Annotated in this window: 15 protein-coding genes, 1 tRNA gene and 1 pseudogene; 8 read left to right on the top strand and 9 right to left on the bottom strand. The window is 41.8% G+C overall.

Annotated features, from left to right (window positions below; translation table 11 throughout):
• Nucleotides 1-10 precede the first annotated feature (10 nt).
• Nucleotides 11-83 (top strand) — tRNA-Ala (locus tag WKK05_RS28700).
• Nucleotides 84-220: 137 nt separating this feature from the next.
• Here the strand turns inward: WKK05_RS28700 and WKK05_RS28695 are convergent.
• On the bottom strand, nt 221-4444 hold the full coding sequence (locus WKK05_RS28695) for a chemotaxis protein CheB (RefSeq protein WP_341526419.1): 4224 nt from the start codon (nt 4442-4444) through the stop codon (nt 221-223).
• 529 nt (nt 4445-4973) lie between these two features.
• Nucleotides 4974-5912 carry a hypothetical protein gene (locus WKK05_RS28690; protein WP_341526418.1) on the bottom strand — a complete coding sequence of 313 codons (939 nt, stop codon included), beginning with the start codon at nt 5910-5912 and terminating at the stop codon, nt 4974-4976.
• 101 nt (nt 5913-6013) lie between these two features.
• On the opposite strand from WKK05_RS28690, the gene WKK05_RS28685 reads away from it, so the two are divergent.
• The 3 genes and pseudogenes from WKK05_RS28685 (at nt 6014) to WKK05_RS28675 (ending at nt 8823) form a co-directional block, all read left to right on the top strand.
• Nucleotides 6014-6934 carry a metallophosphoesterase gene (locus tag WKK05_RS28685; protein WP_341526417.1) on the top strand — a complete coding sequence of 307 codons (921 nt, stop codon included), beginning with the start codon at nt 6014-6016 and terminating at the stop codon, nt 6932-6934.
• Between the two features lie 160 nt (nt 6935-7094).
• Nucleotides 7095-8447 (top strand): MATE family efflux transporter, encoded by a 1353-nt coding sequence (locus WKK05_RS28680; RefSeq protein ID WP_341526416.1) that lies wholly within the window; start codon nt 7095-7097, stop codon nt 8445-8447.
• 81 nt (nt 8448-8528) lie between these two features.
• Nucleotides 8529-8823 (top strand): annotated as a pseudogene (locus tag WKK05_RS28675) (antibiotic biosynthesis monooxygenase).
• A 62-nt stretch (nt 8824-8885) separates the two neighbouring features.
• Here WKK05_RS28675 and pcrA read toward each other — a convergent pair.
• The 3 genes from pcrA to WKK05_RS28660 all read right to left on the bottom strand — a co-directional run bounded on the left by pcrA (nt 8886) and on the right by WKK05_RS28660 (nt 14039).
• The gene (pcrA, locus tag WKK05_RS28670; RefSeq protein WP_341526415.1) at nt 8886-11207 is read right to left on the bottom strand and encodes a DNA helicase PcrA; all 2322 of its coding nucleotides are present in this window, start codon (nt 11205-11207) and stop codon (nt 8886-8888) included.
• A gap of 196 nt (nt 11208-11403) precedes the next feature.
• Nucleotides 11404-12264 (bottom strand): hypothetical protein, encoded by an 861-nt coding sequence (locus WKK05_RS28665; RefSeq protein WP_341526414.1) that lies wholly within the window; start codon nt 12262-12264, stop codon nt 11404-11406.
• 101 nt (nt 12265-12365) lie between these two features.
• Entirely contained in the window at nt 12366-14039 is a 1674-nt protein-coding gene (locus WKK05_RS28660; protein WP_341526413.1) for an ATP-binding protein, read from the bottom strand.
• A gap of 1004 nt (nt 14040-15043) precedes the next feature.
• On the opposite strand from WKK05_RS28660, the gene WKK05_RS28655 reads away from it, so the two are divergent.
• Nucleotides 15044-15481 carry a CAAD domain-containing protein gene (locus WKK05_RS28655; protein ID WP_341531217.1) on the top strand — a complete coding sequence of 146 codons (438 nt, stop codon included), beginning with the start codon at nt 15044-15046 and terminating at the stop codon, nt 15479-15481.
• 590 nt (nt 15482-16071) lie between these two features.
• Here WKK05_RS28655 and WKK05_RS28650 read toward each other — a convergent pair.
• From WKK05_RS28650 to WKK05_RS28640, 3 genes are all read right to left on the bottom strand, one after another.
• Entirely contained in the window at nt 16072-17214 is a 1143-nt protein-coding gene (locus tag WKK05_RS28650) for an S-layer homology domain-containing protein (protein WP_341526412.1), read from the bottom strand.
• Between the two features lie 206 nt (nt 17215-17420).
• On the bottom strand, nt 17421-18707 hold the full coding sequence (locus WKK05_RS28645; protein ID WP_341531216.1) for a homoserine dehydrogenase: 1287 nt from the start codon (nt 18705-18707) through the stop codon (nt 17421-17423).
• Between the two features lie 304 nt (nt 18708-19011).
• Nucleotides 19012-20325: a ferredoxin-NADP reductase gene (locus tag WKK05_RS28640; protein ID WP_341526411.1), complete on the bottom strand. Its 1314-nt coding sequence runs from the start codon at nt 20323-20325 to the stop codon at nt 19012-19014.
• A 1199-nt stretch (nt 20326-21524) separates the two neighbouring features.
• On the opposite strand from WKK05_RS28640, the gene WKK05_RS28635 reads away from it, so the two are divergent.
• From WKK05_RS28635 to WKK05_RS28625, 3 genes are all read left to right on the top strand, one after another.
• A complete protein-coding gene (locus tag WKK05_RS28635) occupies nt 21525-22529 on the top strand; it encodes a phosphoribulokinase (RefSeq protein ID WP_341526410.1) in 1005 nt (334 codons plus the stop codon).
• Between the two features lie 414 nt (nt 22530-22943).
• A complete protein-coding gene (gene metK, locus WKK05_RS28630; protein ID WP_341526409.1) occupies nt 22944-24215 on the top strand; it encodes a methionine adenosyltransferase in 1272 nt (423 codons plus the stop codon).
• A 176-nt stretch (nt 24216-24391) separates the two neighbouring features.
• On the top strand, nt 24392-25258 hold the full coding sequence (locus WKK05_RS28625; RefSeq protein WP_341526408.1) for a sulfite exporter TauE/SafE family protein: 867 nt from the start codon (nt 24392-24394) through the stop codon (nt 25256-25258).
• Nucleotides 25259-25575: 317 nt separating this feature from the next.
• On the opposite strand, the gene WKK05_RS28620 is transcribed toward WKK05_RS28625, so the two are convergent.
• Entirely contained in the window at nt 25576-26031 is a 456-nt protein-coding gene (locus WKK05_RS28620; protein ID WP_341526407.1) for a pentapeptide repeat-containing protein, read from the bottom strand.
• Nucleotides 26032-26121 lie beyond the last annotated feature (90 nt).

The raw sequence follows: 26121 nt of genomic DNA, 5'->3' as shown, positions 1-26121 counted from the left end.
CACTGATTAAGGGGAATTAGCTCAGTTGGTAGAGCGCTGCGATCGCACCGCAGAGGTCATCGGTTCAAATCCGTTATTCTCCATTTGTTACCAATTCAATTAATGATTGCAACACATCCTTGGGTGAAGACGCGATGAATCGCGTCTCTACAAATAGACTATTTGTTGCATTCTTTTTTCTAATTGGTATCAACTGTCAACTGTCCACTGCCCCCTGCCCTTAAACTAAAAATCTTTTAGTTCGTTTAGCTAGAGAAGCAACTACGAATATTAGTTGTTCTGGATCGACGGGTTTAGCAAGATGCATTTGGAATCCGGCTGAGAGGGCTTGTATTCGCTCTTCTTGAGAGGCAAACGCTGTGATAACTGCGGCGGGAATCTGTCCACCTGCTTCTGGAATTAGCGCTCTGACTTGACGAATTAGCGTATAACCGTCTTCGTCTGGCATCCCCATATCAGACAAGAGTACATCATACCCACCAGGGTTTGCCAGCAGAGTTGAGATTGCCTCCTTTGCTGATGCAACTGTCGTCGCTTCAATTCCGTGCTGCTCAAACACTGTTGCAAATAAGTCCCGGATATCTGCTTCATCATCGACGACAAGTACCCGCAAATCTTCCAGTGATGGGATGTTATCAACTGGTACTTCTGTCTCGTCTACTGCAATGAGTGGCTCGACAGCACCCGGCAAATAACTCTCGTTTAAGTCAGCTTGTAGGGGTAGGCTGACTGTAAATGTAGCGCCTTGTCCTACACCGTCACTCTCGGCATAAACTGTACCGCCGTGGAGTTCTATTAAATGACGCACAATCGAAAGCCCTAGCCCTAGCCCAGGATTAGAGCGGGTTCTGGAGCCATCAGATTGACGGAAACGCTCGAAAATAAAGGGGAGAAAGTCTTGGCTGATACCTTGACCCGTATCGCTAATTTGAATCTGAGCGTGGAATTGGGTGTACTCTAGTGTGACTTCAATTTTTCCCCCTTCAGGGGTGAATTTAATGGCGTTAGAGAGTAAATTCCACATTACCTGCTGCAATCGGGATGGATCAACTAATACGGTTCTAGTGGAAGGATTTAGTCTAGTTTCTAATTGAATGTTTTTGGCTTGTGCTGCTAGCCACACAATGTCAATTGCAGCTTCAATTATTGGGGGAAGCTTAACTGGGCGAGCGCTTAAAGGCAGTCTGCCTGTGGTGATACGTGAGACGTCTAATAAATCTTCAATGAGCTGGGCTTGAGCTTTGGCGCTGCGCTCGATGGATTCTATGGCTTGATTAGTCCTAGCTTCATCAAGCCGCCGCGTACGCAACAACTGCGCCCAGCCAAGCATAGAATTGAGAGGATTGCGAAGTTCGTGAGAGAGAACCGATAAAAATTCATCTTTGGCGCGGTTGGCTGTTTCGGCAGCAGTGCGGGCTGACTGCTCTTGAGCTAAAAAATGATTTCGTTCTGTCTCTAACTGCTTGCGCTGTGTGATGTCCTCAATTAACAGGAGAATCATCGGCGTATCCTCTATTTGCGGCAATCTTCGGGCATTGAACCGCACGATTTTTTGCCCATGCTCGAAGTTATGTTCTACCTCAACTTCTTGAAATGGAGTTTCGCTAGGGAGAAGGTTTTCTAAAAGCGATCGCAATTGCGGAATATCCCACTGCCCATTGCCGATTTCAAAGACTTGGCGTTGTTCGATTTCTGCTGGTAAAAGCCGGAAGGTTTCGTAAAAGGAACGATTGGCTCTAATCACTCGTAAGTCTAAGTTCAGTACCAATAAAGATTCCCGCATGGTATCTATAATTGCTTCAGCGTAATCGCGAGAGGCTCTAAGCTGCTCAACACCGCGTTTGAGACCATCAATATCAACTAACACAACCACAACACCGTCAATTTTGTTGTCTATTGTCCGATAAGGTCGGATTCGCAGGTCATACCAATGACCATCCTGGTCTTGAACCTCCTGAGCTTTGTGGTTAAGGGTGCTAATCACCTCTACAATCTGTTCTTCTAAGTCGGGAAAATTCAGGTTGTGGTTGATATCACTCAGTGGCCGCCCGATGTCTGTGGGAATCAAGTTGAAGATTACCTCGGCGATGGGAGTAAAGCGCCGAATCCGTAAATCCCCGCCCAGCATCAGAATGGGAATGTTAATACTGCTCAGCAGATTTTGCAAATCATTGCTGACTTGAGTTGATTCGGTATTCCGCCGCTGTAGTTCGTCATTAATTGTATTGAGTTCTTCATTGGTTGCCTGAATTTCTTCTTTGGCGGTTTCTAATTCCTCATTAGTACTCTGCAATTCTTCGTTGCTGGAGAGAATCTCTTCATTGGCAGCTCTTAGGTCTTGATTGGTGGCTTGCTGCTCCTCAATAATCGATTGGAGATATTCTTTGGTGGTTCGTAGCTCCTGTCTGAGTTGGCTATTTTCTTGCTCTTGACTCGTTTTCCGCCGTCTGGAAGTGATGCTCCCAGAGCTAGCTGTTGCTGATACAGAACTGCCTAACTCCGGTATGTCGTTAAACAAAACTAAAAAGTAGCGTTCTCCCACTGCATGAGATTTGAACGGAATCACATCAAGCCTAATCTGCTTGAGTTGATTGTCATCGGTGAACTCTAAACCGTCCTTTGTCACCACCTCATCCCGCTTTTTTGCTTGGTGGATTGCTGTACGTAGCTCTAGCCGCAACCCCTCTTTGGCCATTTTGAGCAGGTTCAGGCTAGCTCTGCCAGGTGCGGGTTGAAGATAGGGACTGGTCTGTCCCCGGAATTGCAAAATTTCTAGCTCGTTATTGACAATCACACCGACTGGGGCGTAGCGATTTAAGATGATCTGGTCAGCCTCTTTATGGATTTCTAGGTCATTCCAGCTGTCTTCGCTTACCCTTGGTTGAGAGTTGAGTGTTTCTTGAGGATACTTGCTGGCGATTAAATCCACGCCCAGCCGAGTGGATGCCACTTTCCTAGCATAAATCTTGTACTTTCTGTCTACTAAAGAAAACAAATCGGAAAATTCACCGACTGTCTCTGAGGTTCCTAACATCAAATAGCCCGTTGTTTTGAGACCATAGTGAAAGACTGGCAGGAGCTTTTTCTGCACAGCAGATCCCAAATAAATCAGTACATTTCGACAAGTAATCAGATCCAATTTGGAAAATGGCGGATCGCTAATTAGATTTTGTTTGGCGAAGACACACAGTTCGCGCACCGACTTACTGATTTGGTAACCTTCTTCTACCTGGACAAAGAAGCGCTGTAGACGTTCTGGAGAGACTTCTGCTATCTGGCTAAGTTGGTAGATGCCGAGCCTAGCTTTATCGATCACTACTTCATTAACGTCGGTGGCAAAAATTTGGATGGGCGGATTGATTCCTTGTTCTGTCAAATACTCCACTAAGCAAATGGCAATAGAGTAGGCTTCTTCGCCTGTTGAACATCCTGTTACCCAAATGCGGATAGGCGCCTCCGGCGTTCGACCTTTGGCAATCACCGGAAATACTTTGTTTTTTAAAGCTTCAAAGGCTCCAGAATCGCGGAAAAAACTGGTGATATTGATCAGCACATCCTGATACAAAGCGGTGATTTCCTCTGGGTTTTCCTGGAGATAGCGGACGTAATCCTCCAGCCTTTCGAGCTTGTACAAAATCATCCGCCGCAAAATCCGCCGTTTTAAAGTAGTTTGCTTGTAGTGGTGAAAGTCAACTCCTGTGGCGATGCGTAGCAGACTAAAGATTGTTGAGAGAGCATCTTCGCCTTCCGGCAGTATTTCTGTTGGTTTTTCTGAGGTTGGGTGGCTGATGTAGGGATGATGGCTAATATTTCCTAGTTCTTCGGCGATCGCTTGCGGGGGCAGAATAAAGTCTACATGACCCGTGGCAACTGCGGTGTTCGGCATACTATTAACTTTTGCTGTATCCTCACACTGGGCAAAAGTAATACCGCCAGCTCCCTTAATTTCTTCCAGCCCCCGTGCGCCATCTCCATCGCCTCCTGACAAGACAACTGCGATCGCTTTACTTCCCCGATCTTCTGCTAAGGAAACAAAGAAAGCATCAACTGTCTTAGCTACGCCCCGCACCTTTTGACGCGGTGTCAGTTTCAGCACTCCTTGAGAAATGGTCATTGTTTTATTGGGCGGAATCACGTAGACATGATTCGGTTCTACAATCATGCCCTCCTGTGCTTCTGTTACAGGCATCTGAGTTGATCTGGAAAGAATCTCGCTCAACAAGCTTTTTTGATTGGGGCTTAAGTGCTGAATTAGCACAAATCCCATACCAGTATCAGTTGGTAAATGTCTCAGTAATTCTGTGAATGCTTCTAATCCCCCAGCAGAGGCTCCCATGCCGACAATTGGAAATAATTCGTTCTCATTATTCTGCTGTTGTGCTTCAGATGCACTACCAGCAGTGGAATTGGATTGAGATTTCTGAGAAGGCCGCTTGGATGTCATGGTGTGCAGGGAACAGGGGGCAGGGAGCAAGGGACAGGGGGATTTAGCTTGGCTTTGAGAACTAGGTTGTGTAGTTAATTGAAATCTGCTGTATTAAGAGAAATTAGGCATTTCTAGTTGTGTTTTAAGAAAATATCAATTTAATAGAGTAGATTTAACGCCTTACTCATCACCAGGAGAGATTAACTACTTTCTTTCTTAATGTAGCTGACATTATTGATTCTGTGACTCTTCTATACTTAAGTCCAAAGGAGATTTTATCTATAAGAAAAATACTGGACATCTATCTTGATAAATAATTTATTGACCAGTTCATTTCTCGAAAGATTTCAAATTATTGATGATTTTTTAGTCAATTACTGCCATTTAAACAAGACGCTACTCTCAGTTTCCTAGTTCAAACTTTGCTTGATTGGTTAAGTTGATCTGCTATGTAAATATCTCTCCAATAGATAAAAAGATTCAGAGAATAAAATGAAATTAATGTTTGTTTACACAGTTATTTTTCTGCAAAATTTTTTAGTATTCATTACTCCACGCGAGAATTGATTGCTTCTGTGCGTTTAAAAATTACCATGTCAGTGCCGACAACAGGGTTACGAGCAATTAGTCTGTCTTGAGAATCTATGACTTCTAAATGGGTAAAGTCGAGTTCTTGAGAGCGTTGTAATATGTCGGCTGCTAGTTTGTCCTGTTGGGATTCTTTGAGCGTGTACCAGTCGTCACTAATTTTGACAATTAGATTACTAGTACGGAAGTTAGCCTGAATTGACTTTATCAGACCAGCGGCAATGCGATCGCTAATTTCTGCGACTTGATTTTCGATTGCTGCAATCAAGGTTTGTTCTGGTGTCAATACTAAGGTTGGTGTAGGTGTAGGTGTTGATTTGACTGGCGGTTCTGGTATTGGCGTTGCTTCCGCTTCTGGTGTAGGTACAGGTGAGGGAGTTTGCGCTTCTGGTGTCGGCGTAATTTCTTCTGACGGTTGTGGTGCTGGTGACTCAGGCGGAGTAGTTGTAGGCGTTGGTGCAGGTACTTCCTCAACTGGGGGAAGTGTTGCTACTTCAGCAGGTTTACCACTAAAAACAGTTGTAGTTGTCCAAATTATTATCACAGCGATCGCAGCAACTATTGCTGTCAAACCTGTATCTGATAATTTTGTTGATAAATTTGATGGTAAAAATAAGCGAATAGTTCTTAACAGTCCACCCCACTTCAATGGAATCTGCTGGATAAAACCGGGGGTTTCCTGAGTTCCGGGTGGTGATTCTGTCTCTAGTTTCTCTACCGTTGTTTCTAAAACCCCAATTGTCCCCCTGAGAATTTGGATAATTTTAGTCTTCCAAATTGGCTGGACTCTCTGGTAAGGTTTTTGACGAGGTTGTACTGGTTCAACTTCCGGTTGCGGTTGATTCCCTTGCGATTCGGGAGAAGAAGGTGGTTGTGAATTCTGATTGTCTTGTGACATGGAACTTTCACCAAAAGCAGCTAATCACAGACAAATATATAAGAATTCAGGAGTCAGAAGTCAGAATAAATGAGACAGCCAGCAAAAACATTTGGTAAATTATGAAGCTAAAACGCCGTCAATTTTTATTTTTAAGTAGCCTCAGCGCTATTAGTGCAGGATTTTTAATTAGAACGTTATCCCGTGTAAATAGCCAAAGTTCTAATATTACTGATTCCACAACAGTAATAGCGGCTAACCCACCTAAAAAAGATTTGTTGTTACGTTTTGTGTCCGTTGCAGATACAGGGACTGGGGCTAAAGGCCAATATGCTGTGGCTGGGGCGATGAATAATTATCACAAGCAAAATCCTTATGATTTGGTAGTTTTAGCGGGAGATAATATTTATAACAATGGCGAAATTGAAAAAATAGGAGAAGTTTTTGAGCGTCCCTATAAAAATCTGCTTAAACAAGGAGTGAAATTTCAAGCTTGTTTAGGTAATCATGATATTCGTACAGCTAACGGTGATCCACAAGTACAATATCCCGGGTTTAATATGAACGGACGCCGCTACTATACATTTAAACGCCAAGGCGTGCAATTTTTTGCTTTAGATACTAATAGTAATGCTAATTGGCAAAACCAACTACTTTGGTTAGAGCAAGAATTAAGCCGCAGTAATGCACCTTGGAAAGTGGTATTTGGTCATCATCCAATTTATGCATCTGGTATTTATGGGAGTAATCCAGAGTTTATTAAAACTTTTACTCCTTTATTTCAAAAATACGGCGTTCAAGTTTATATCAATGGTCACGAACATCACTATGAACGCACTCGTTCTATTAATGGCACAACTTATTTAATTACTGGTGGTGGTGCTGGTACTCGTCCAGTAAATCATTCAGAGTGGACAGCATATTCTGCCCAAAAGTTGAGTTTTGCTGGCTATGAAGTCTATCCAGATAGAATCGAAGTTACTGCTATAGGTACTGATAATCGCATTTTTGATCGGGGTATTATTCAATTGAAATCAGCTTAGTTAGATGACTTAGCAAGACCTTCCTCCTGCACTTAAAAATACTGTAACGGGAGTTCTCTTACTCCACTAAGACAGATCAAAGTTCCCAGGAGCAACATTTCCTGAACATGGGTTTAGATTTTGGAAAAACCCTTTGTTTTTCAGATCGGGTTACAAGTATATGTTTTCTGAAGTTAAAAAATGTCTTTGGTTAGCCGTACCTTTGGCAGCATCACAATTAGCTCAATCTGCAACTGGTTTTGTGGATACGGTAATGATGGGCTGGTTGGGAAGCCAGACTATTGCATCTGGAGCATTGGGAGTTACTATTTTTAGTTTTTGTCTGTTAATTGTTACTGGTATCGTTTCTGCTGTCAGTCCCTTAGCTGCCCAAGCATACGGAGCCGGAAATAGAAAAAAAGTTGGTACAATTGTCCGGCTTGGATTAGGGATATCTCTGGTACTAGGAATACCAATTACATTGCTGCTTTACAATAGTGGTGCTTTACTACTTCTACTAGGGCAAGATGCTAACGCAGTAGCACTAGCAGAGATTTATTTAAGGGCGATCGCACTGGGTTTTTTTCCTGCTTTAGGTTTTGGAGTACTTAAAAGTTTTCTTTCTGCTCTATTGCAACCGCAATTAGTGATGGTGACTGTGGTTTTGGGTACTCTGCTTAACATCACAGCTAACTATGTGCTGATGTTTGGCAAACTGGGATTTCCGGCGCTGGGTTTAGCTGGTATCGGTTGGGCAAGCACACTCTCACTTTGGAGTATGTTTATTGCTTTGACAGTTTATATATGTAATCAGCCTAGCTTTGCAGCTTATAATATTTTTCGGCCTTTATCTAAAAAAGCTTTTCCCCTAGAGCATCGCCGGATTATTGGCGAGATTTTTCAGGTTGGATTGCCCATTGGGGGACTGATTGCAGTCGAAGGGGGACTGTTCACCGTTGTTACTTTTATAATAGGACAATTAGGAACAAACGCTCTTGCTGCCCATCAAATTGCTTTACAAACAATTTCGATATCATTCCAGATGGCACTAGGTATTTCTCTAGCGACAACAGTACGTGTTGGGCAGTTAGTTGGACAGAATGACCTGCTTGCTACTCGTCTGGCTGGATATGTAGGCATTGCCATTGCAGCTCTATCTATGGGTATAGTAGGCCTTACATTGTGGTTAATGCCAAAGTCGATTATTTCTCTTTATATTGACATTAACGATCCCAACAATGCAGATGTGGTTGTCCTCGCAGTGAAATTGCTGGGAGTGGCGGCGATTTTTCAAATAGTTGACGGTGTACAAGTTACCGCGGGGGCAGCATTACGCGGACTAAAAGACACTCGAATTCCTATGTTAATTGGTATTTTTGCTTATTGGTGTGTTGGTTTATTCACTGGTTATACTTTCGGAATCTCGTCGGGGTATGGAGCTATTGGTCTTTGGTGGGGACTGGCTGTTGGTTTAGCGATCGCTGCAATAATCATGACTTTGCGGTTTAGCAAGAAAACAACTAATCACGGGTAATGGATAGCCTAAAAGGAGAGAGGTGAGAATATTAAGTTGCACATTACGTTAACATCAGCTTAATTATCACCGCAAAATTTTATGATTATTGAGGCAGTGATACTTCCTGTTAAACCTGGTCTAGAAGCCGATTTTGAAGCTGATTTCAAAAAGAGCTTCTAAAATTATTTCCTCAATAGACGGATATTTATCCCATGAATTGCATAGATGTATAGAAGTCGAAGGGAAATATTTATTGCTTGTGAGATGGGAAAGTTTAGAATTTCATACTGTCGGATTTAGAAGTTCTGCTGATTATCAAGAGTGGAAAAAACTTTTGCATCATTTTTACGAGCCATTTCCCACTGTTGAACACTTTGAAGAAATTAAAATGTGAAAAACAAGAACCCCGATTTGTCCGACCGAGAAGTTGGGGTTCTATGGCTTGTGGCTTTTTTTTCAAACTTTTTGCAACTGTGCTACTCTGGGGTCAATAATTTTTTGCCCCAGGCTAGCAAATTTAATCGCCACAGATACTTTATTGCCTGTACCGAAAACATGAGTTATTTCACCAATACCAAAAGTTTTATGTAATACTTTATCGCCTACTTGCCAATTATGTGTTGTGTTTTGTTTACCGTTAGGTGCAGAGGCACTTTTGGTATAAGTTTGACGAATCATGCTTTGAGTAGTTAATAATTCTTCGGGCAGTTCATCGAGAAATTGCGATCGCATCGCCGGTTCACGAGAACCATACAAACGGCGTTCACGGGCGTGTGATAAATATAACCTTTCTTGGGCGCGAGTAATGCCTACATAACATAAGCGGCGTTCTTCTTCCAAAGACGCTGGATCACCCAACGAACGGTAGCCAGGAAATAGTCCCTGTTCTAATCCCACCAAAAAGACTACGGGAAATTCCAGCCCTTTGGAAGCGTGTAAAGTCATCAAAGAAACGGCTGTTTGTCCTTCTTTTAAGTTATCCAAATCGGAACTGAGGGCGGCACTACTCAGAAAGTCTCGCAGTGAAACCTCTTCGTTTTCCTCCTGAAATTGCAGCGCTGCGTTATAAAGTTCCTGGACGTTTTGCACCCTATCTGTGGCTTCATCTGTGCCTTGACTCATCAAATCTTGGACGTAACCAGAATCTTCTAATATTCCTTGCAAAACCTCAGTTACGGGAAGCGTAGCCACTTGCCCTTGCCAACGGCTAATCATTTCGGCAAAGCTATTCACAGCTTTTGTCGCCCGTCCAGCTAATGTATTAACTGATGTTTCGTCACTAAGTATTTCCCACAAAGTTGTTCCTAATTGTTGAGAAGCGTTTACCAAGGCGTCAATAGTGGTTTTGCCAATTCCCCGCCGGGGAGTATTGATGACTCGCAATAAACTGACTGTATCAGCTGGGTTAGCGATCGCTCTTAAATAAGCGATGACATCTTTAATTTCTTTGCGATCGTAAAACTTCATTCCTCCCACAACTGTGTAAGGAATTTGATATTTCACTAACAATTCTTCAAAGGGCCGAGATTGGGCGTTTGTCCGATAAAGTATGGCAAAACTACCCCAATTTAATTCAGGATTTTGGTGTTCTAAAGTGCGAATTTGACGAATTACAAAGTCTGCTTCTTCTAGTTCATTATCTGCTTTGTGAGAATAAATTTCCTCACCTGGCCCCCGCGTCGGTTTGAGAACTTTATCAATGCGTTGGGTGTTATTTTCAATTAGTTCATTAGCCGCTTGTAAAATGTTTTCACAAGAGCGATAGTTTTCCTCCAGTTTGACCATAGTGCGGGTATCATCATCTTCCAAACCGTCGCCAAAGTCGTTTTGAAATTCCAGCAAAATGGTGAAATCTGCCATTCTAAAACTGTAAATAGACTGATCCGCATCACCTACGACAAAAACTGAGCGATTTTGCCATTTCCATTCGCTTTTTTTGTCTTCGCCATTTGTGACCAATAAGCGGATCAGGTCATACTGAGTACGATTAGTATCTTGATATTCATCTACAAGAATATGGCAAAACTTGCGATGCCAGTAACCCAATACCTGTTCATTTTGCTGAAACAGTCTAGTCGGTACGAGAATTAGATCATCAAAGTCAAGGGCGTTATTTTCTGCTAGTTTATCTTGATAGCGATTATAAACATCAGCAATTACCCTTCCACGATAATTAGGTTGATCTTGCTCGAATTGTTGAGGTGATAAACCTTGGTTTTTAGCATTACTAATTTCGTAGCGGACAGAGCGAGCATCAAATTTCTTTTCGTCTAAATTTAACTGTTTATTGACAATATCTTTAATCAAAGTTTGAACATCTGATTCGTCAAAGATAGAAAAATTACGATTCCATTTGCGGCCTTTTTCGTCTTCGTATTTTTCGATATCAAAACGGAGGATGCGAGAAAATAGACTATGGAAAGTGCCACACCATAAGTTTTTGATGGTAGTGCGATAGACTTGCGATCGCAACTGCATCTGTTGGTATTCTGTCAACAAATCAAAACGTTGACCATGTTCTTTCATTGCCAATTGTTCGGCAAACAGCTTTTGAATCCGCTCTTTCATCTCCCGTGCAGCTTTGTTGGTGAAAGTCACCGCCAAAATATTTTCTGGGTCGACACGGTGCTTGAGAATCAGGTTAGCAATGCGGTAAGTCAACGCTCGCGTTTTACCAGAACCTGCGCCAGCAACAACTAATAAAGGGCCGCAATAGTGTTCGACGGCTTGACGTTGGCTGGGGTTAAGGTGGCTGAGAAAGTCTATGGTTGTGGTCATGGGTAGCCAAGGCAACTGGGCAAAGAATCGCTTTTTTAGAAAGAATCGCAATCAACAAATATAATTCTAGGGTAATTAAAGGGGATTAGTGAAATGTCTTTGCAAGTGAGTGACTAAAATACATAGTTCTGCCTTAAGACCTCATCAGCCTCTGGTGTTGACAAAAAACTAATGACAAATGACAAATAACAATCCTCTAATCACACAAATAAAAAAGATTAGATAACCAATCTAGAGCTTGGGGATAATCTTCGCAATCCAGAACAAACTCTTGTCCGCGCCCCACACTGTTTAGCAAAACGCAATTGTCTTTAAGTGTCCAGCGAGTTAAATCTTGATGATAGGTCAATGTAGAATTTTTACCTTGAGGATGAAACCAAATTGGCAGATGCCAAACACTTCTTAACCTATCTTGAGCCGTTAAACATAAAGCCTGGTGAAATTTTTTAAATGTTCCTGCACCTGGTTTATTATTAATACGATTTGACAATTTTAACTGTTCGCTTGCAATATAAATAGAATCTGTTTTTGCATATTTATTTTTTTTACAATGTGGATGATATAATCCCCACAATGGTACTTCCGATAAATTGTCTACTGCAATACGCTGTTCAATTTGCAGCCAACCAAATATTATATGTAAATCAGGCGCGTTTTTAATATATTGATATTTTTTTGCTATTCTTTCAACTTGTTTGAACCAACCAAAGAAAATAAAAATATCTCCTGTATTCACATTATTGTTTTGTAAATGTCTTTCAGCTGCTCCGGCTTGTCCGAAAATTGGCTGCCAGTTTTCTAGTCTGGGTATGCTCTCAAAGTCTAAATCGGGGTCGAGATGTGCTACTGTTTCAGGTGGAATTTTTCCACGAGTCAAGTCATTAACAATTATTCCTAGAGAATTGTTGCCTATCAATATTTCTTGATATTGTTTAGAACAACTTTTAGGCAAAAGTTCAGGTATAGGCAGTGAGCATAATTCGCCAGAAGGTAAAATTGGACTGGGAACTTTGCCAGTTCCAGAATCAAAACCTTTTCTACTAAGAATAATCTTCATTGTCAGAGGGAGCGCTACTAATACTAATTCGGAATTAAGACACACTCAAAAATGCTTATTGTCCCCTCTGCTCCACCTTGTCTACCTCATCCCTAATCCCATCAATCTTGTACAGTCAGCGGCAGACGAACGGTAAAAGTAGAACCAACTCCTGGCTGACTTGTGACAATAATCTCACCGCCCATCATTTGGCAAAAGTGGCGACTAATAGCCAATCCCAGTCCAGTACCGCCATACTTTTTCGTAGTTGAGGTATCTCCTTGAGTAAAGGGTTGAAATAATTGCCGCTGTTGATTAGGAGACATACCTATGCCTGTGTCAGTAACGGTGAAAGTAATGACGCCAAAAGGAGCCTGTGGTGGTATATCTTCCTTTTCGCTTTTAACTGTCAGCGTCACCTTGCCGTTTGTAGTAAACTTAGCCGCGTTGCTCAGTAAGTTTAATAACACCTGTCGCATTCTAGTCTGATCTGCGTACATTGTGCCAAGTTGCGGATCAACATCTACTTCTAGGACATTTGCATTTTTTTCTATAGATGGCTTGACTGTGAGAACGATGTTATGAATTAATGTTGCAATCTCAAATATCTCTGGATAGAGAGCCATTTTCCCCGCTTCGATTTTAGACAAGTCGAGGATGTCGTTAATTAAGTTCAACAGATGCTTACCAGCAGAGTTAATTGTTTCTAAGTCTGTGATAAAGTCTCCTGATAAACCTAAATCAGTAGCGTCATCTTCTAAAAGCTGGCTCAAGCCAATTACCGCATTTAATGGCGTGCGTAATTCGTGGCTGACGTTTGCCAAAAATATACTTTTTGCTTTGCTAGCAGCTTCGGCTAATTCTTTAGCTTGTTCTAATTCTCTAGTTCGCTCAGAAACTCTTTCAATTAAACGATTCAGAGATTTGGCCAACAACCCAATTTCATCTTCTGTGGTGACAGGCGCTCGCAAATCAAAATTAGATTTTCTTGCTACTTGCTCAGCTACTTGAGTGACAGTAATTACTGGTTCAGCGATCGCTCGACTGGTACGCCATGCTACGATAGCTGCGATCGCCACAGACACCAGCATACTCGCCATCACAATTAATCTCTCAACTCCTTTTGCCTGCTCAACGGCTTTTTGCCTGTCTTGCTCTTGCTCTTCAGCTGTTTGCAAAATTCTCGTTAACTGTTCCGAAAGCTGATCTAACCGCATGGCTGTCTCGCCACGCATAATCTTCAGTAACTCCTCTCTAACTGAAGAAAGCTGCTGTGATTTTTCTTGCTGGTTGTCAATTTTTTGTAAGACATCCTCCGTTTGGTCAATGTATGATTTTAAGTTAGTTCCATAATCTTGCAATAAAGTCTGTAAAGTAGAATTTGCTGCTGCTAATCTTCGAGGTTTGCTGTCAATAAATCCGCCAATTTTTTGCTCTAATTTCTTTGCCTTTTCAAAACTCTTGATCACTTGAGCTTTTTTGCTTTGTAGTTGCTTTGAATCTTCTAACACAGCAACTAAGTTAGAGCTTTGCAATTGCGCCCCTACTACTGCGTCTTTATAATTAATCAGTAGTTGTCCTTGCTCATGGGCTTGATTTAATTGTCTAATTTCTCGTCCCCGATAGTAGTTGGCGATTACCAACCCAGTAAGCGAGCCGAAAAAGCCAATTCCAATTGCTACAAAATACCCATAGCCAATTTTTTGATGGATGCGCCAAGAACTGGCTTTAAGTTTCCCTCGTGAGGGAAATTCTATGGTCGGGAGTTCGTCTGTCGATGGCTCTTCCGCTGACACTTTTTTGCTTTCTCAACTGCTGTCAATAGGGGTTGGCTTTTGAGTTAGTATTCCTCAAATCTTCTTGCCTTCCCACAAAAACTACCAAATTAGTCTAGCTTATATAATCACTGCAATTAGTGATTAACGTTTATATAATTTTTTCTTACAGCAAGCGCAAATCGTTGCTCACTTGATACTTAGCATGGATTTATATTATATGAGTACTTTTGATCCAAATGTTGGTAAACAGACTTGCTGATGGCATCCTTGCTTCAGGTAAAGATCCTTTTAAGGACATCTTTTCTTTTATACTTTCCTCATGTGGTTACTTGATAGCAGTGACTAATCACCCTTGAGTTATGTCACTACTCTACCTTACTGCTTCTTCATCAAACTAATACAATCAGGAAAAAAATAAAAGGGTCGAGATTCGTTGGTTTATATATAAATTTACAATTCTTTACTGAAATTGCCCAACTCCAGATAGAAGGAAAACGGCTAGTTATAAGTCAGCCAGACGTCGTTACCACAAAATAATCTTAAAATCTAGTCTAGATCACTACATAAAAACTTTTATTACGTATTAATATCAATAGCAATGCGTGATATTGACAAACGGGGCTTAAGATAGCTTTAATATTCAGACAAAAACGGCGTCTAAGCTTGTATAAATGAGAGGTAGACTGATTTTTGCATGATTTTTACTGCGATGAGTACGATTATGAACAACTGACACAGCAGATGATAATCACAACCAGAGGATTACAGTTGATGCAAAAAACCGGAACTTAGAAAGCTGATTTGAATACATCCTATCGCTTTCTGACTTCTATCCTCCTACTGGCTTTCTACCTTGTAGTTGATGCGGTGGAGGTTACGGGGTAATTATTGTTATAGGACACATAAACCCTTTTGTACCCCAATTAACTTGTACTAATGCACGAGTGCATCCTAATAAACAGCCTTTTGGTTGTAATTATCTAGATTAGAGAAACTCAACTGTTTAAATTATGGAAGTGAAAATGCAAGAACCAGAATTTACCGAAACCAAGTCAAAAGAGACAACAGTGACAGAGATCAACAGCCAAACAGGAACCATAACTAAACTCCAGCCTCCAGCGCAGTCTCAAGACCAATGGCTAAAATACGGAGAGCAAATTTCTAGCTTTTTAGCCACATTGCCCGAATACTTGGGAAGCTTTTTTAATGAGTACAAGCAACCCTTAGTTAGCGTTGGTCTAATTGTGGGATCAATTGTCGCAGTTAAGGTGCTGTTGGCAGTATTAGATGCTTTGAATGATATTCCTTTAGTAGCTCCTACTTTTGAGTTGATTGGTATTGGATACTCTGCTTGGTTTGTGTATCGCTATTTACTCAAAGCCTCAACCCGCCAAGAGTTAACTAGTGAAATTACAACTCTTAAATCACAAGTTGTTGGCAAAAACGTACCAGAATCTTAATTTCTGAGTGTGGCTATCTTAAAAAAGGCAGTTGTCCATTAGTACTATGACGCGGAATTCAAAATTGAAAAAGCTGATTCACCAAGCTTAAGAGCGATTTTGAAGAGTTTATTTATTTACACCGTGCTGTACTAGTTGTTTACGCTCCTATCAAAAACACTAAAGAAGACTGAACTGAGGAAATCTTAGTTCAGTCTTCTCTTATTTTGAGATGAGGTGTCGACTCCACTCAAAATTAAAAATGTTTTAATACCAATTCAATTAATGATTGCAACACATCCTTGGGTGAAGACGCGATTCATCGCGTCTCTACAGATGGCTTATTTGTCATATTCTTTTTTCAAATTGGTATGAATTCGACAAACCTCTCCCTGCCTTGAACTAAAGTTCAAGTCTGTCCCTCTCCGAGTCGGAGAAGGACGGCTTTGTTTAGTAAAATCTCTTATACCAATTTACGAAAATCTTGATACATATAGATTTCTCGTAGGGACACGGCATTGCCGTGTCCCTACCAAAGTATTTGTATCATTCTTAAAGTGAAATGGTATTAGAGGTATTTTTATTGGATTAATTAAGCGGACATCATAGAGTTATCGAACTAAGTTTCCTGATGAGAAGTTACTGTTCGGATTTTTCTTTGGCGATGTTGGGCGAACAGATACTCTTGGCGATCGCACAATATTTTGAGATGAAATTTCTTCTAATTTACCCAAGTGTACTAAGGCTTGATGGATCATCGCTGCGACCTCAGCACGAGTAGCTTCTTTATTAGGAGCCAAAACTTGTGGATCTGGATAGTTAACTACAAGGCCATTGGCTGTAGCAGCTGCAATTTTGCCAGTAGCATATTGCGGAATATTTTTTGCATCTTTATAGACATTCAATATTTGATTTGGGGAAGCAGGTTCTTTTAAATTCAACCCACTGGCAAGAGCAACTAAAACTTGCGATCGCAAGATTTTTTGTTGGGGTTTGAACGTATTATTCGGGTAGCCTTTTAAAAATCCAGCACTAAGGGCTTGACTAATTGCTGGAGTTGCCCAGAATTTTGCTGGTACATCTTTATATGATGTTGCACTCTTGCCGACTTCTTGGTCAAAAGCTTTTTCGAGTAGGGCAGCAAATTCAGCGCGGTTTACAGCCTGATTTGGTCTAAAAGAATAGTCAGGAAATCCCTTGAGAATACCACGAGAAGAAAGAACGTCTATAAAACGCCGACTCCAAAAGTTATTAGGTACATCGTTAAATGCAATTGGTGGCGGAATGGTTGACTTTTTCGCTGAGGGAGTTACTAAAGGCAACGCCGATGCTGCAATTGGTGGCTCCACATTTCCAGGGGAAGTTACAGGACTCTGTGCTTGTGAGGACTGAGTTGGGGCTACGTTAACAGAAGGCAAGCCCAAAACTGGAGGAGTCGTGCTGTCAAAAGGGGATGAAGTTGTGTTGGGTTCAACAACAGCCGCAGGTGGAGGTGACGGCGAGGCATTGAAGTTAGGGACAACATTTGGTTCTACTTTGGCAGCAGCAGAGGGCAATACTTGATTTGGTTGAACGGAAGGCGTTGGGGAAGTTGAAAGTAGTCCGTTTAAATTCCAGCTAGAATCCTTGCGGGAAAATGACCAAAACAGAATCGCTCCGATGGTGGCAAAGGCAATAAGAATGGCTATAAATTCATCAAAGCCAAGGGCAGTTCTTTGAGATGACTCCGGTTCAGAAGGAGGTCTATTTGTCATCGTGATTACCCTAATAGCAGTAAAATTTGTGTCTAAACAAATTAAGCCATAGATGTCTCTTTTATACCACTACTCTAATTAGCGCTAATACCGTTTCTCTAAAATATGACGAGAGATTCAACACTTCGGCTAGCGAGAGTGTTGAAGCGGAGCGTCTCCGGCTCCGCTCCTAAATTCTGGCTTCTGAATTCTTCTTCAATTCCTGCTCAAAGTACCCTGAGTAAGCTGGGAATACTGTCTATGGCTTCCAAATTGCGAATTTCTGCCAAAGCTTCCCGAAATTCCCCTTCCCTGACATCATGGGTAACAACTACAATCTCTGCTAGTTCTTCCTGAAAACCAGTTTGGACAATTGATTCTAAGCTCACACCATGATTACCAAAGCAAGTACCCAATTTGCCGATAACTCCGGGTTGGTCTTTGGTGAGAAAGCGGGCGTAAAATCGAGTCACAAGTTCTGTCATTGGCGCAATTTGACAGTATTCTTGATGCCCACAAGTTAACAGGGGATTTGGAACTGCTGTGTTGCTTTTGAGGGCTGCAACTAGATTCAAAATATCTGACGAGACGGCGCTGGCTGTTGCACCAGCTCCCGCTCCAGGCCCGAAAAACATAACTTGCCCGATGGGTTCTCCTTCAACAAGAATGGCGTTATACACACCATTTATGCTGGCTAGGGGGTGTGTTTTCGGTACTAAAGTGGGATGAACTCTGACAGAGAGGGGAGATGAGAGAGTAACTCGTTTGGCGATCGCTAACAATTTAATCACAAATCCCAATTTTTCGGCATAAACAATATCTGTTTTACTGACTTGCCGAATTCCTTCAGAATAAACATCTTGTAGGTTGATGCGTCCACCAAAACCTAATGATGCCAGGATGGCAATTTTATCTGCGGCATCCAAACCATCTACATCGGCTGTGGGGTCAGCCTCTGCATAACCTAAACGCTGAGCATCAGCTAACACATCACCAAAGTTGCTGCCTTCTGTTTGCATCCGCGTCAGGATGTAGTTAGTCGTACCGTTAACAATACCAGTGACAGTGTGAATCCGATTAACACTTAAAGACTGCTTCAGGGGTTGAATTACTGGAATTCCACCACCAACAGCGGCTTCTAGCATGACATACACGCCGGCTTTATTCGCAGTTGTGAAGATTTCCGCACCAAAACGAGCGATCGCGGCTTTATTCGCAGTTACTACGTGCTTACCATTACTTAAGGCTTTGAGAATAAGCGATCGCGCTGGTTCTAATCCACCCATCACCTCAACAACTATATCCACTGCTGGGTCGTTGACAATCGCTTCTAAATCTGTACTTAAAACTTCCGTAGGCAATTCTACTGCACGTGGTTTATTAAGCGATCGTACCCCTACCCGATAGATTTCTATCTCCTGTAACAAAGGATGACGCCCAACTTTATCTTGTAAAAGTTGCACCGTACCCGTTCCCACAGTGCCTAATCCCAATATACCTAGCTTTACACCCACAAATTTTGCACCCAATTCATTTTTAAATAAGAATTCAAAAGTCAGAATAGTGTGGAATTTAGATCCGCCACTCATTGTTCGCCTTTGGCGTCTCCCTTTGGGAGAAGACCATACTCATCAAAGATTCAATGGGGGATTTAGACCTCTTTATTTATCCGCCCAACGAGAACTTTAACACTTAGAACTTTTGCCTCAGTTAACCATACAAAACAATTGTAGGGTGGGCATTGCCCACCCTACTCATTTAAAACTCAAAACTCAGGGAGAAGTCAAAGAGGCTTGCGCCGTTCTGAACTTCTGTTACTTAGTAAGTTTCTACGTGCCAACGATGGGCTTTTTTGAGTTCCTTTTGGTAATCACTCCAGGTTACGCCTTCCTTAGCAGCTGCTGCTGTTAAGGCAGCATCGATACCTTCTTCCATACCTCGCAAACCGCAGATGTAGGTGTGGGTTTTTTCATTTTTAATTAATTGCCACAATTCGTCTGCGTGTTCGGCTACACGGTCTTGGATATACATCCTACCGCCTTGGGGATTTTTTTGTTCGCGACTGATAGCAGCAGTGAGGCGGAAGTTCTCAGGATATTTTTCTTGAATTTCTTCCAGTTCTTCCTTATATAAAAGGTTTGGAGTTGTCGGCACGCCAAATATCAGCCAAGAGAACCCCTTAAATTGGTATTCTGGGTTAGCAGCTCTTTCCTTATCTTTAAACTGACGCCACAGATAAGCCCGCATCGGCGCAATACCTGTTCCAGTTGCTAACATGATGACATTGGCATCCGGGTCGTCGGGTAATAGCATTTCCTTACCGACTGGGCCTGTGATTTTTACTTCTTCCCCAGGTTTGAGGAAACACAGGTGAGTAGAGCAAACACCGTAGACTGTTTCGCCAGTTTCTGGATGCTTGTATTCCAACTGACGGACGCACAGTGATACTGTCTTATCATCTACATCATCGCCATGACGAGTTGAGGCGATCGAGTACAGTCTGAGTTTTTCCGGCTTGCCGTTCTTGTCTAATCCTGGGGGAATAATACCAATACTTTGACCTTCTATATACTTTAAATCACCGCCGGAAAGGTCAAACTTAAGATGTTGAACAATACCAATTCCGCCTTCTTTTACTAACGGTTCATTGGATATTACCTTACCAATAAATGGGGCATTGGGCCGATAAGTATTAACAGGAACGTCGGCGCCTTTTTTGGCTTTCGCTTGAGTCATGGTGTTGCCTTTTTTGTCCTTCTTGGGCTGTTCTTCAGCACTGTTAGCATTTACAGGTGTGGCTTTACCATTCCCTTCACTGTTAGTAGCTTCCTCAGATGTGGCTAACTCACTGACTTCGCTGTTAGCATTCCCAAATGAGGCTTTACCATTAACCTGCTCTAAAGCACTTATGGAATGGATACTAACAATTTTGCCGCCTAGGCGAGTGATCCGTCGCATTTCTTGATTCATGCGGTTGTAAGGCACTCTGATGAACACACTGCCACTTTTACGAATTGGGTAGTTTGTTTTATCAGTCTCTTCGTTCTGACGCAGACCTACCACTTCGTAAACGAAGACGCGGCTACCTAATTCATTATTGGCAGCACCCTCAACAGCACCTTGATTGTACATTCGTTCTACCACTCCGATATTTACTTAACCGTTTTTCAAAAAAAACTATTCCCATCCAAGCCAGCTTTAGTTTACCGGATTTTCGTTTCACAAAACTGGCCCTCTGGGGAAACGGCATTATTAACTAATGCCTTGTTAAGTACACTCACCAAAGACACGCAGGCATAGCAAAAAACACACCTGTTCATCTTCTAAAGTAGAAGATAAGTCTTTTGGAGAATGTTAATAATGAGTCAATTTAATCTTTTTTTCGTTAACTACCACCCTGATCAGGAGATAGTTTTTTGCTATCTGAAGATATAAACGACAAAGGTATACACAGTGAGAGGTTTGCTTTGATTGGTAGAAATTACCACTCATGTTGCCTTCAAATGCTACCTATGCGCTTTCCTTCTCTAGGTTTTTATGGCGGGGAGTCTTAACCTTAAGAAGAGTTTCTCCCGATTGGTTTTACTTCCCCAATTTTACCAGTCTCACAAAATATTTTTAGCTATATTAGCCATCTAGTTATGGCTAATTACATAACTAGAATAACTTCAGCTACAAACATCACTATAGAGAGAGGCATTGTATAAGCAACTATAATAAGTTTTACTTGATGTGAAAAATCTGTCAACCTCTATTAAGTATCATGCTATAACTTTCACTCTTATATCTTAGATAACATCGAGAAAATTGCTACCCAGAATATTACTAATCCTAGTAGCTCTCTCATTCTTTAGATAGATTCTAGCTGTAAATAACTCATTTATCGCTCTAGTCGCAATTCAATTTCGCAATAAACAAAAAATTTGCTGCCAAAAAAAATTATACCTTATAGACTTGATTTATAGAGTCACAACTAGGTAACGGGGATCGCTACACCAATTATGGGTGGGAATGTTCGCTATTTTAAAAATAACAAGTAAATTATCAAGATTATTGGTGAACTCGTAAATTCTTCTTGACAGCAAATCTTGTAGGGGATACCCCATTCTGTTAAAATCAAATATACCACTAGGATTAAATACTTAGCTAGCACTGAATCCCGACTTATTTGACGAGTAACAACTATTCCTTTGTTGTCTACCCGTCTGACACTTTGTCGCAGTGCTGGGTAGCAAAGACGCAGGATAAACCAAAGGGGTAAACTCCTGGCTTAAAAATCTGCTGTGTGAAAAATTATTGATTGACACATCTTTAGCATCTAGAGGAGATTTATGACAAGTAAGCCGGAACGCGTGGTATTGATTGGAGTAGCCGGAGACTCCGGGTGCGGTAAATCTACGTTTTTGCGTCGTTTGATAGATTTATTTGGTGAAGAGTTAATGACAGTTATCTGCTTGGATGACTATCATTCCCTAGATCGCAAACAGCGTAAAGAAACAGGAATAACTGCACTTGACCCCAGGGCGAACAATTTTGACTTGATGTATGAGCAAATTAAAGCGCTCAAGGATGGTCAAGCGATTGATAAGCCGATTTACAACCACGAAACCGGTTTGATTGATCCGCCAGAACGGATAGAGCCGAATCACATTGTAGTGGTTGAGGGGCTGCATCCTTTATATGATGAGCGGGTGCGATCGCTGATTGACTTTAGCGTTTATTTCGACATCAGCGATGAAGTCAAAATTGCCTGGAAAATCCAGCGAGATATGGCTGAACGCGGTCACCGTTACGAAGATGTCGTAGCTCAAATAAACTCCCGTAAGCCCGACTTCAGCAAGTATATTGAACCACAAAGAGAATTTGCCGATGTGGTTCTCCAGGTATTACCTACAAATCTAATTAAAAACGACACAGAGCGTAAAGTCCTCCGGGTACGTATGCTCCAGCGCGAAGACAAGGAAGGCTTTGAGCCAGCCTACCTCTTTGATCAAGGGTCAACAATTAATTGGACTCCCTGTGGACGTAAGCTGACCTGTTCTTACCCTGGTATGCAACTGTACTACGGTTCAGATGTATACTACGGTCGTTACGTCTCAGTACTAGAGGTAGACGGTCAATTTGACAACTTGGAAGAAGTAATTTACATCGAAAACCATCTCAGCAATACATCCACCAAGTATCAGGGTGAGTTGACTCAGTTATTACTCCAGCACCGTGAGTACCCAGGTTCCAATAATGGTACTGGTTTGTTCCAAGTGCTGACAGGTCTGAAAATGCGTGCTGCCTATGAGCAGTTAACAGCTAAGGAAGCAAAGTTAGCGGTTAAAGTTTAAAGCAGCAGTGTTTGTGTCAAAGTTAGCAGGGGCGCTTTTTGGTGTCCCTCTTTTTTTGTCTAGAAATCTACATCTTGCAGGTAAGTGAGAAGATTAATAGTGTTTTTTGCTTAAACACCTGTTACTCAGCTTTACTAAGAGTGTAAAGCAAAACCACATAACGTGAATGGCTGCTTGTAGAGAAAAATTCAGGTTGCTTCAATTAGAAATAATTTTGATTCTATTTCTCAAATAAATTTTATCTATAAATATTACGTCCTTTTAACAATAAATATTATCTCTTGTACAAATTTTTCTGAACATAGTGAGAGATTCACTACTCAGGTATAAATATTGTTATGATTTCAGACATTAGTAGCTACACTAAATATTCACATTTTAGTTAGCTAAAAACTCTCAAAGGAGGAAAGACCTTTGTCTCGTCGCTATCTATTTACCTCAGAGTCAGTTACAGAAGGGCATCCAGATAAAATCTGCGATCAGATTTCTGATACCATTCTTGATGCTCTACTGACGCAAGACCCCAGCAGCCGAGTTGCTGCTGAAGTAGTAGTTAATACAGGCTTGGTACTAATTACTGGTGAAATTACTACCAATGCTAATGTAAATTACGTTAATCTCGCTCGGAAGAAAATTGCCGATATTGGCTATACCGATGCCATCAATGGTTTTTCTGCTAATAGCACCAGTGTTATTGTAGCTTTAGACGAACAATCACCTGATATTGCTCAAGGTGTCAATACCGCCCAAGAAACCCGCGAGCAAGATAGTGATGAACAGTTCGATAAAATTGGTGCGGGCGATCAAGGGATAATGTTCGGTTTCGCTAGCAACGAAACACCAGAACTGATGCCCTTGCCCATCTGTTTAGCTCACCGCTTTGCTCGCCGACTGGCAGCAGTTCGCAAAACAGGTGAATTGCCATACCTGCGTCCCGACGGCAAGACGCAAGTCACAGTCATTTATGAAGACGGACGCCCTGTAGGTATTGATACAATCTTGATTTCTACCCAGCATACAGCAACTATTGGAGAAATCACAGACGAAGCAGCAGTGCAAGCCAAAATTAAGGAAGACCTCTGGTCAGCAGTGGTGGAACCTGTTTTTGGTGACATTGATGTTAAACCTGATCAGGGAACACGTTTTTTAGTTAACCCCACCGGCAAATTTGTCATTGGTGGCCCACAGGGAGACTCTGGTCTGACAGGACGAAAAATCATTGTTGACACTTACGGTGGCTATTCCCGGCATGGTGGCGGTGCTTTTTCGGGTAAAGATCCCACAAAGGTAGACCGTTCTGCGGCTTATGCGGCTCGCTATGTGGCGAAAAATATTGTCGCTGCTGGTTTAGCAGAAAAAGTTGAAATCCAGCTATCGTATGCTATTGGCGTAGCACGTCCAACGAGCATTTTGGTAGATACCTTTGGCACTGGCAAAGTGGATGAAGACACCTTACTGGAATTAATCAAGCAGCACTTTGAACTGCGTCCAGCAGGAATTATCCATGCGTTCAATCTACGCAACTTACCAAATGAACGAGGCGGACGTTTTTACCAGGACGTCGCGGCTTACGGTCATTTTGGACGGACGGATTTAGACTTGCCTTGGGAACAGACCGACAAAACAGAATTGTTGAAAAAAGCAGTCAACGAATCATTGGCAGCGATCGCTCAGGCACTAACCTAAGTTTCTCTGCTACTGCAAAAATCTAATTTAGGTATATGAGGGTGTTAGCAACTTGCTTATGCCCTCATTTTTTTTAGAGGGAGACGAGAGAAAAAGAACTAATAAAGAAAACTCTGTAATCCGAAAACTGCTGGTATATCTGGGTTCAACGAGGAAAATACCGAAGTTGAAAATTGATGAAAAAGAATAACTCGTCTGCACCGGAGTTTACAACTACAAGCTTACAAGCACGTCGTTTTCGATTATCTTTTCTCTACGCAGTGCCGATTGGGGTATTGGGGGGATTGATTGGCTTGGGTGGTGCAGAGTTTCGACTTCCAGTCCTGGCTGGCACTTTGGGCTATTCAGTACGGCAAGCTGTACCTTTGAACTTAGCCGTCAGCTTAATTACGATCGCAGCTTCTCTGGCAATTCGTGGCAGTACGCTTTCCTTTAGCCAAGTCATTCCATTACTGCCTGTGATTTTATCTTTAATTACCGGAGCGGTGATTACTGCTTTTTTTGGGGCGGCGATCGCCCACAGACTATCAAACGAACAGCTTGAGCGAATCATCCTAGTGCTATTGGTTTTGATTGGCATAGCCTTGATAATTGAGGGTTTTCTACCTCAACAAATAGCAGCCTTGTTACCCCCTACTTTGAGTTGGCGCATTCCAGCAGGTATTTTTTTTGGACTAGCAATTGGATTAGTTAGCAGTCTACTTGGCGTTGCAGGTGGTGAGGTGATTATCCCAACGCTTGTTTTTGCTTTTGGTGTAGATATTAAAACAGCAGGGACAGCTAGTCTTCTAGTTAGCTTACCGACTGTGCTAGTGGGCGTGATCAAATATGCTAGTCGCGGTGCATTTGCAGATCGTACAGTCTTGGGCAACACTATAGCGCCTATGGGAGTTGGCTCAGTAATTGGAGCGATAATTGGAGGAATGCTTGTCGGGATTATTCCAGCAGCGTTACTAAAAATGATGCTAGGGGTAATTTTAAATATCTCCGCGTTTCGAGTTTTTCATAAAGCTAATTCCTCTAATCACAAATCTGAGAGCTAAATTTAGCAAATATTTTCAGTTTTGTAGGGTGTATTATCGCGTCAGCGTAACGCACTATCAGATTTTCGGTGCGTTAGGGCTAAAGTCCATAAAGCACCCTACTGGCGTGACTTTTTAGCGTAGATATCCGCTCAATGCTAATAAGAAATCCCCTCTGCCTTTGCCATAGAAAAGTAGTTACAAGGCAGCGGGGTTTCATTATCTTAATATTTTTGTAGGGGGTATTTTAGGGATAATGCTGGCAGATAACCAGTTTCTCTGATTTAAAACCGACGAAACCCCATAATTTATTTTTGAATCCGCCTACTTAGTTCAGCCTATTTCCAATCAGGAATTTCTGCGTCTTCCCCACCAATGCCGATTCCAGTGTTATAGATTTCTGCACCAGTGATATTCAGATTATCCATTGATGCTTTATACACATTAGAATCGTGGATTGTAGCGCGAGTAAAATTTACTCCATTGAGATTGGCTTGCTTCAAATTCACGTTGGTGACATAAGCCGATGTTAAATTAGCACCTGCCAAGTTTGCACCAGTTAAGTCTGCACCCTCAAGGTTAGCCCCTACAAGATTGGCTCCTTGCAACTTAGCTCCTCTCAAGTCAGCACCAATTAAATGAGCGCCACTGAGGTTTGCTCCTGATAGATTGCACTTGATACATTCCCCAGTCGATAACAACTTTTGCAAGTCTTGTGGATTCTCAGCTTTAACCACGCTATTAAACAGTAGGGGAGTTGCTAAGGCGATCGCCGCTAAGAGCTTAAGTTTCATAATTTTCCCCCTTCATAAATCAAGTTGCGTCCGTTCTTTCCCTCACGCTTCTATTATCTCACTAATTTTCTTGAGCATATAGATTGACCT

The sequence above is a fragment of the Nostoc sp. UHCC 0302 genome, from assembly GCF_038096175.1.
Classification (GTDB): domain Bacteria; phylum Cyanobacteriota; class Cyanobacteriia; order Cyanobacteriales; family Nostocaceae; genus UHCC-0302.
This window is presented reverse-complemented; position numbering and strand designations above follow the sequence as displayed.

Excerpts from the sequence above, each read along its gene's own strand:
- WKK05_RS28695 (WP_341526419.1), bottom strand. The coding sequence starts at position 4,444 with ATGACATCCAAGCGGCCTTCTCAGAAATCTCAATCCAATTCCACTGCT.
- WKK05_RS28690 (WP_341526418.1), bottom strand. The coding sequence starts at position 5,912 with ATGTCACAAGACAATCAGAATTCACAACCACCTTCTTCTCCCGAATCG.
- WKK05_RS28685 (WP_341526417.1), top strand. The coding sequence starts at position 6,014 with ATGAAGCTAAAACGCCGTCAATTTTTATTTTTAAGTAGCCTCAGCGCT.
- WKK05_RS28680 (WP_341526416.1), top strand. The coding sequence starts at position 7,095 with ATGTTTTCTGAAGTTAAAAAATGTCTTTGGTTAGCCGTACCTTTGGCA.
- pcrA (WP_341526415.1), bottom strand. The coding sequence starts at position 11,207 with ATGACCACAACCATAGACTTTCTCAGCCACCTTAACCCCAGCCAACGT.
- WKK05_RS28665 (WP_341526414.1), bottom strand. The coding sequence starts at position 12,264 with ATGAAGATTATTCTTAGTAGAAAAGGTTTTGATTCTGGAACTGGCAAA.
- WKK05_RS28655 (WP_341531217.1), top strand. The coding sequence starts at position 15,044 with ATGCAAGAACCAGAATTTACCGAAACCAAGTCAAAAGAGACAACAGTG.
- WKK05_RS28650 (WP_341526412.1), bottom strand. The coding sequence starts at position 17,214 with ATGACAAATAGACCTCCTTCTGAACCGGAGTCATCTCAAAGAACTGCC.
- WKK05_RS28640 (WP_341526411.1), bottom strand. The coding sequence starts at position 20,325 with ATGTACAATCAAGGTGCTGTTGAGGGTGCTGCCAATAATGAATTAGGT.
- WKK05_RS28635 (WP_341526410.1), top strand. The coding sequence starts at position 21,525 with ATGACAAGTAAGCCGGAACGCGTGGTATTGATTGGAGTAGCCGGAGAC.
- WKK05_RS28625 (WP_341526408.1), top strand. The coding sequence starts at position 24,392 with ATGAAAAAGAATAACTCGTCTGCACCGGAGTTTACAACTACAAGCTTA.
- WKK05_RS28620 (WP_341526407.1), bottom strand. The coding sequence starts at position 26,031 with ATGAAACTTAAGCTCTTAGCGGCGATCGCCTTAGCAACTCCCCTACTG.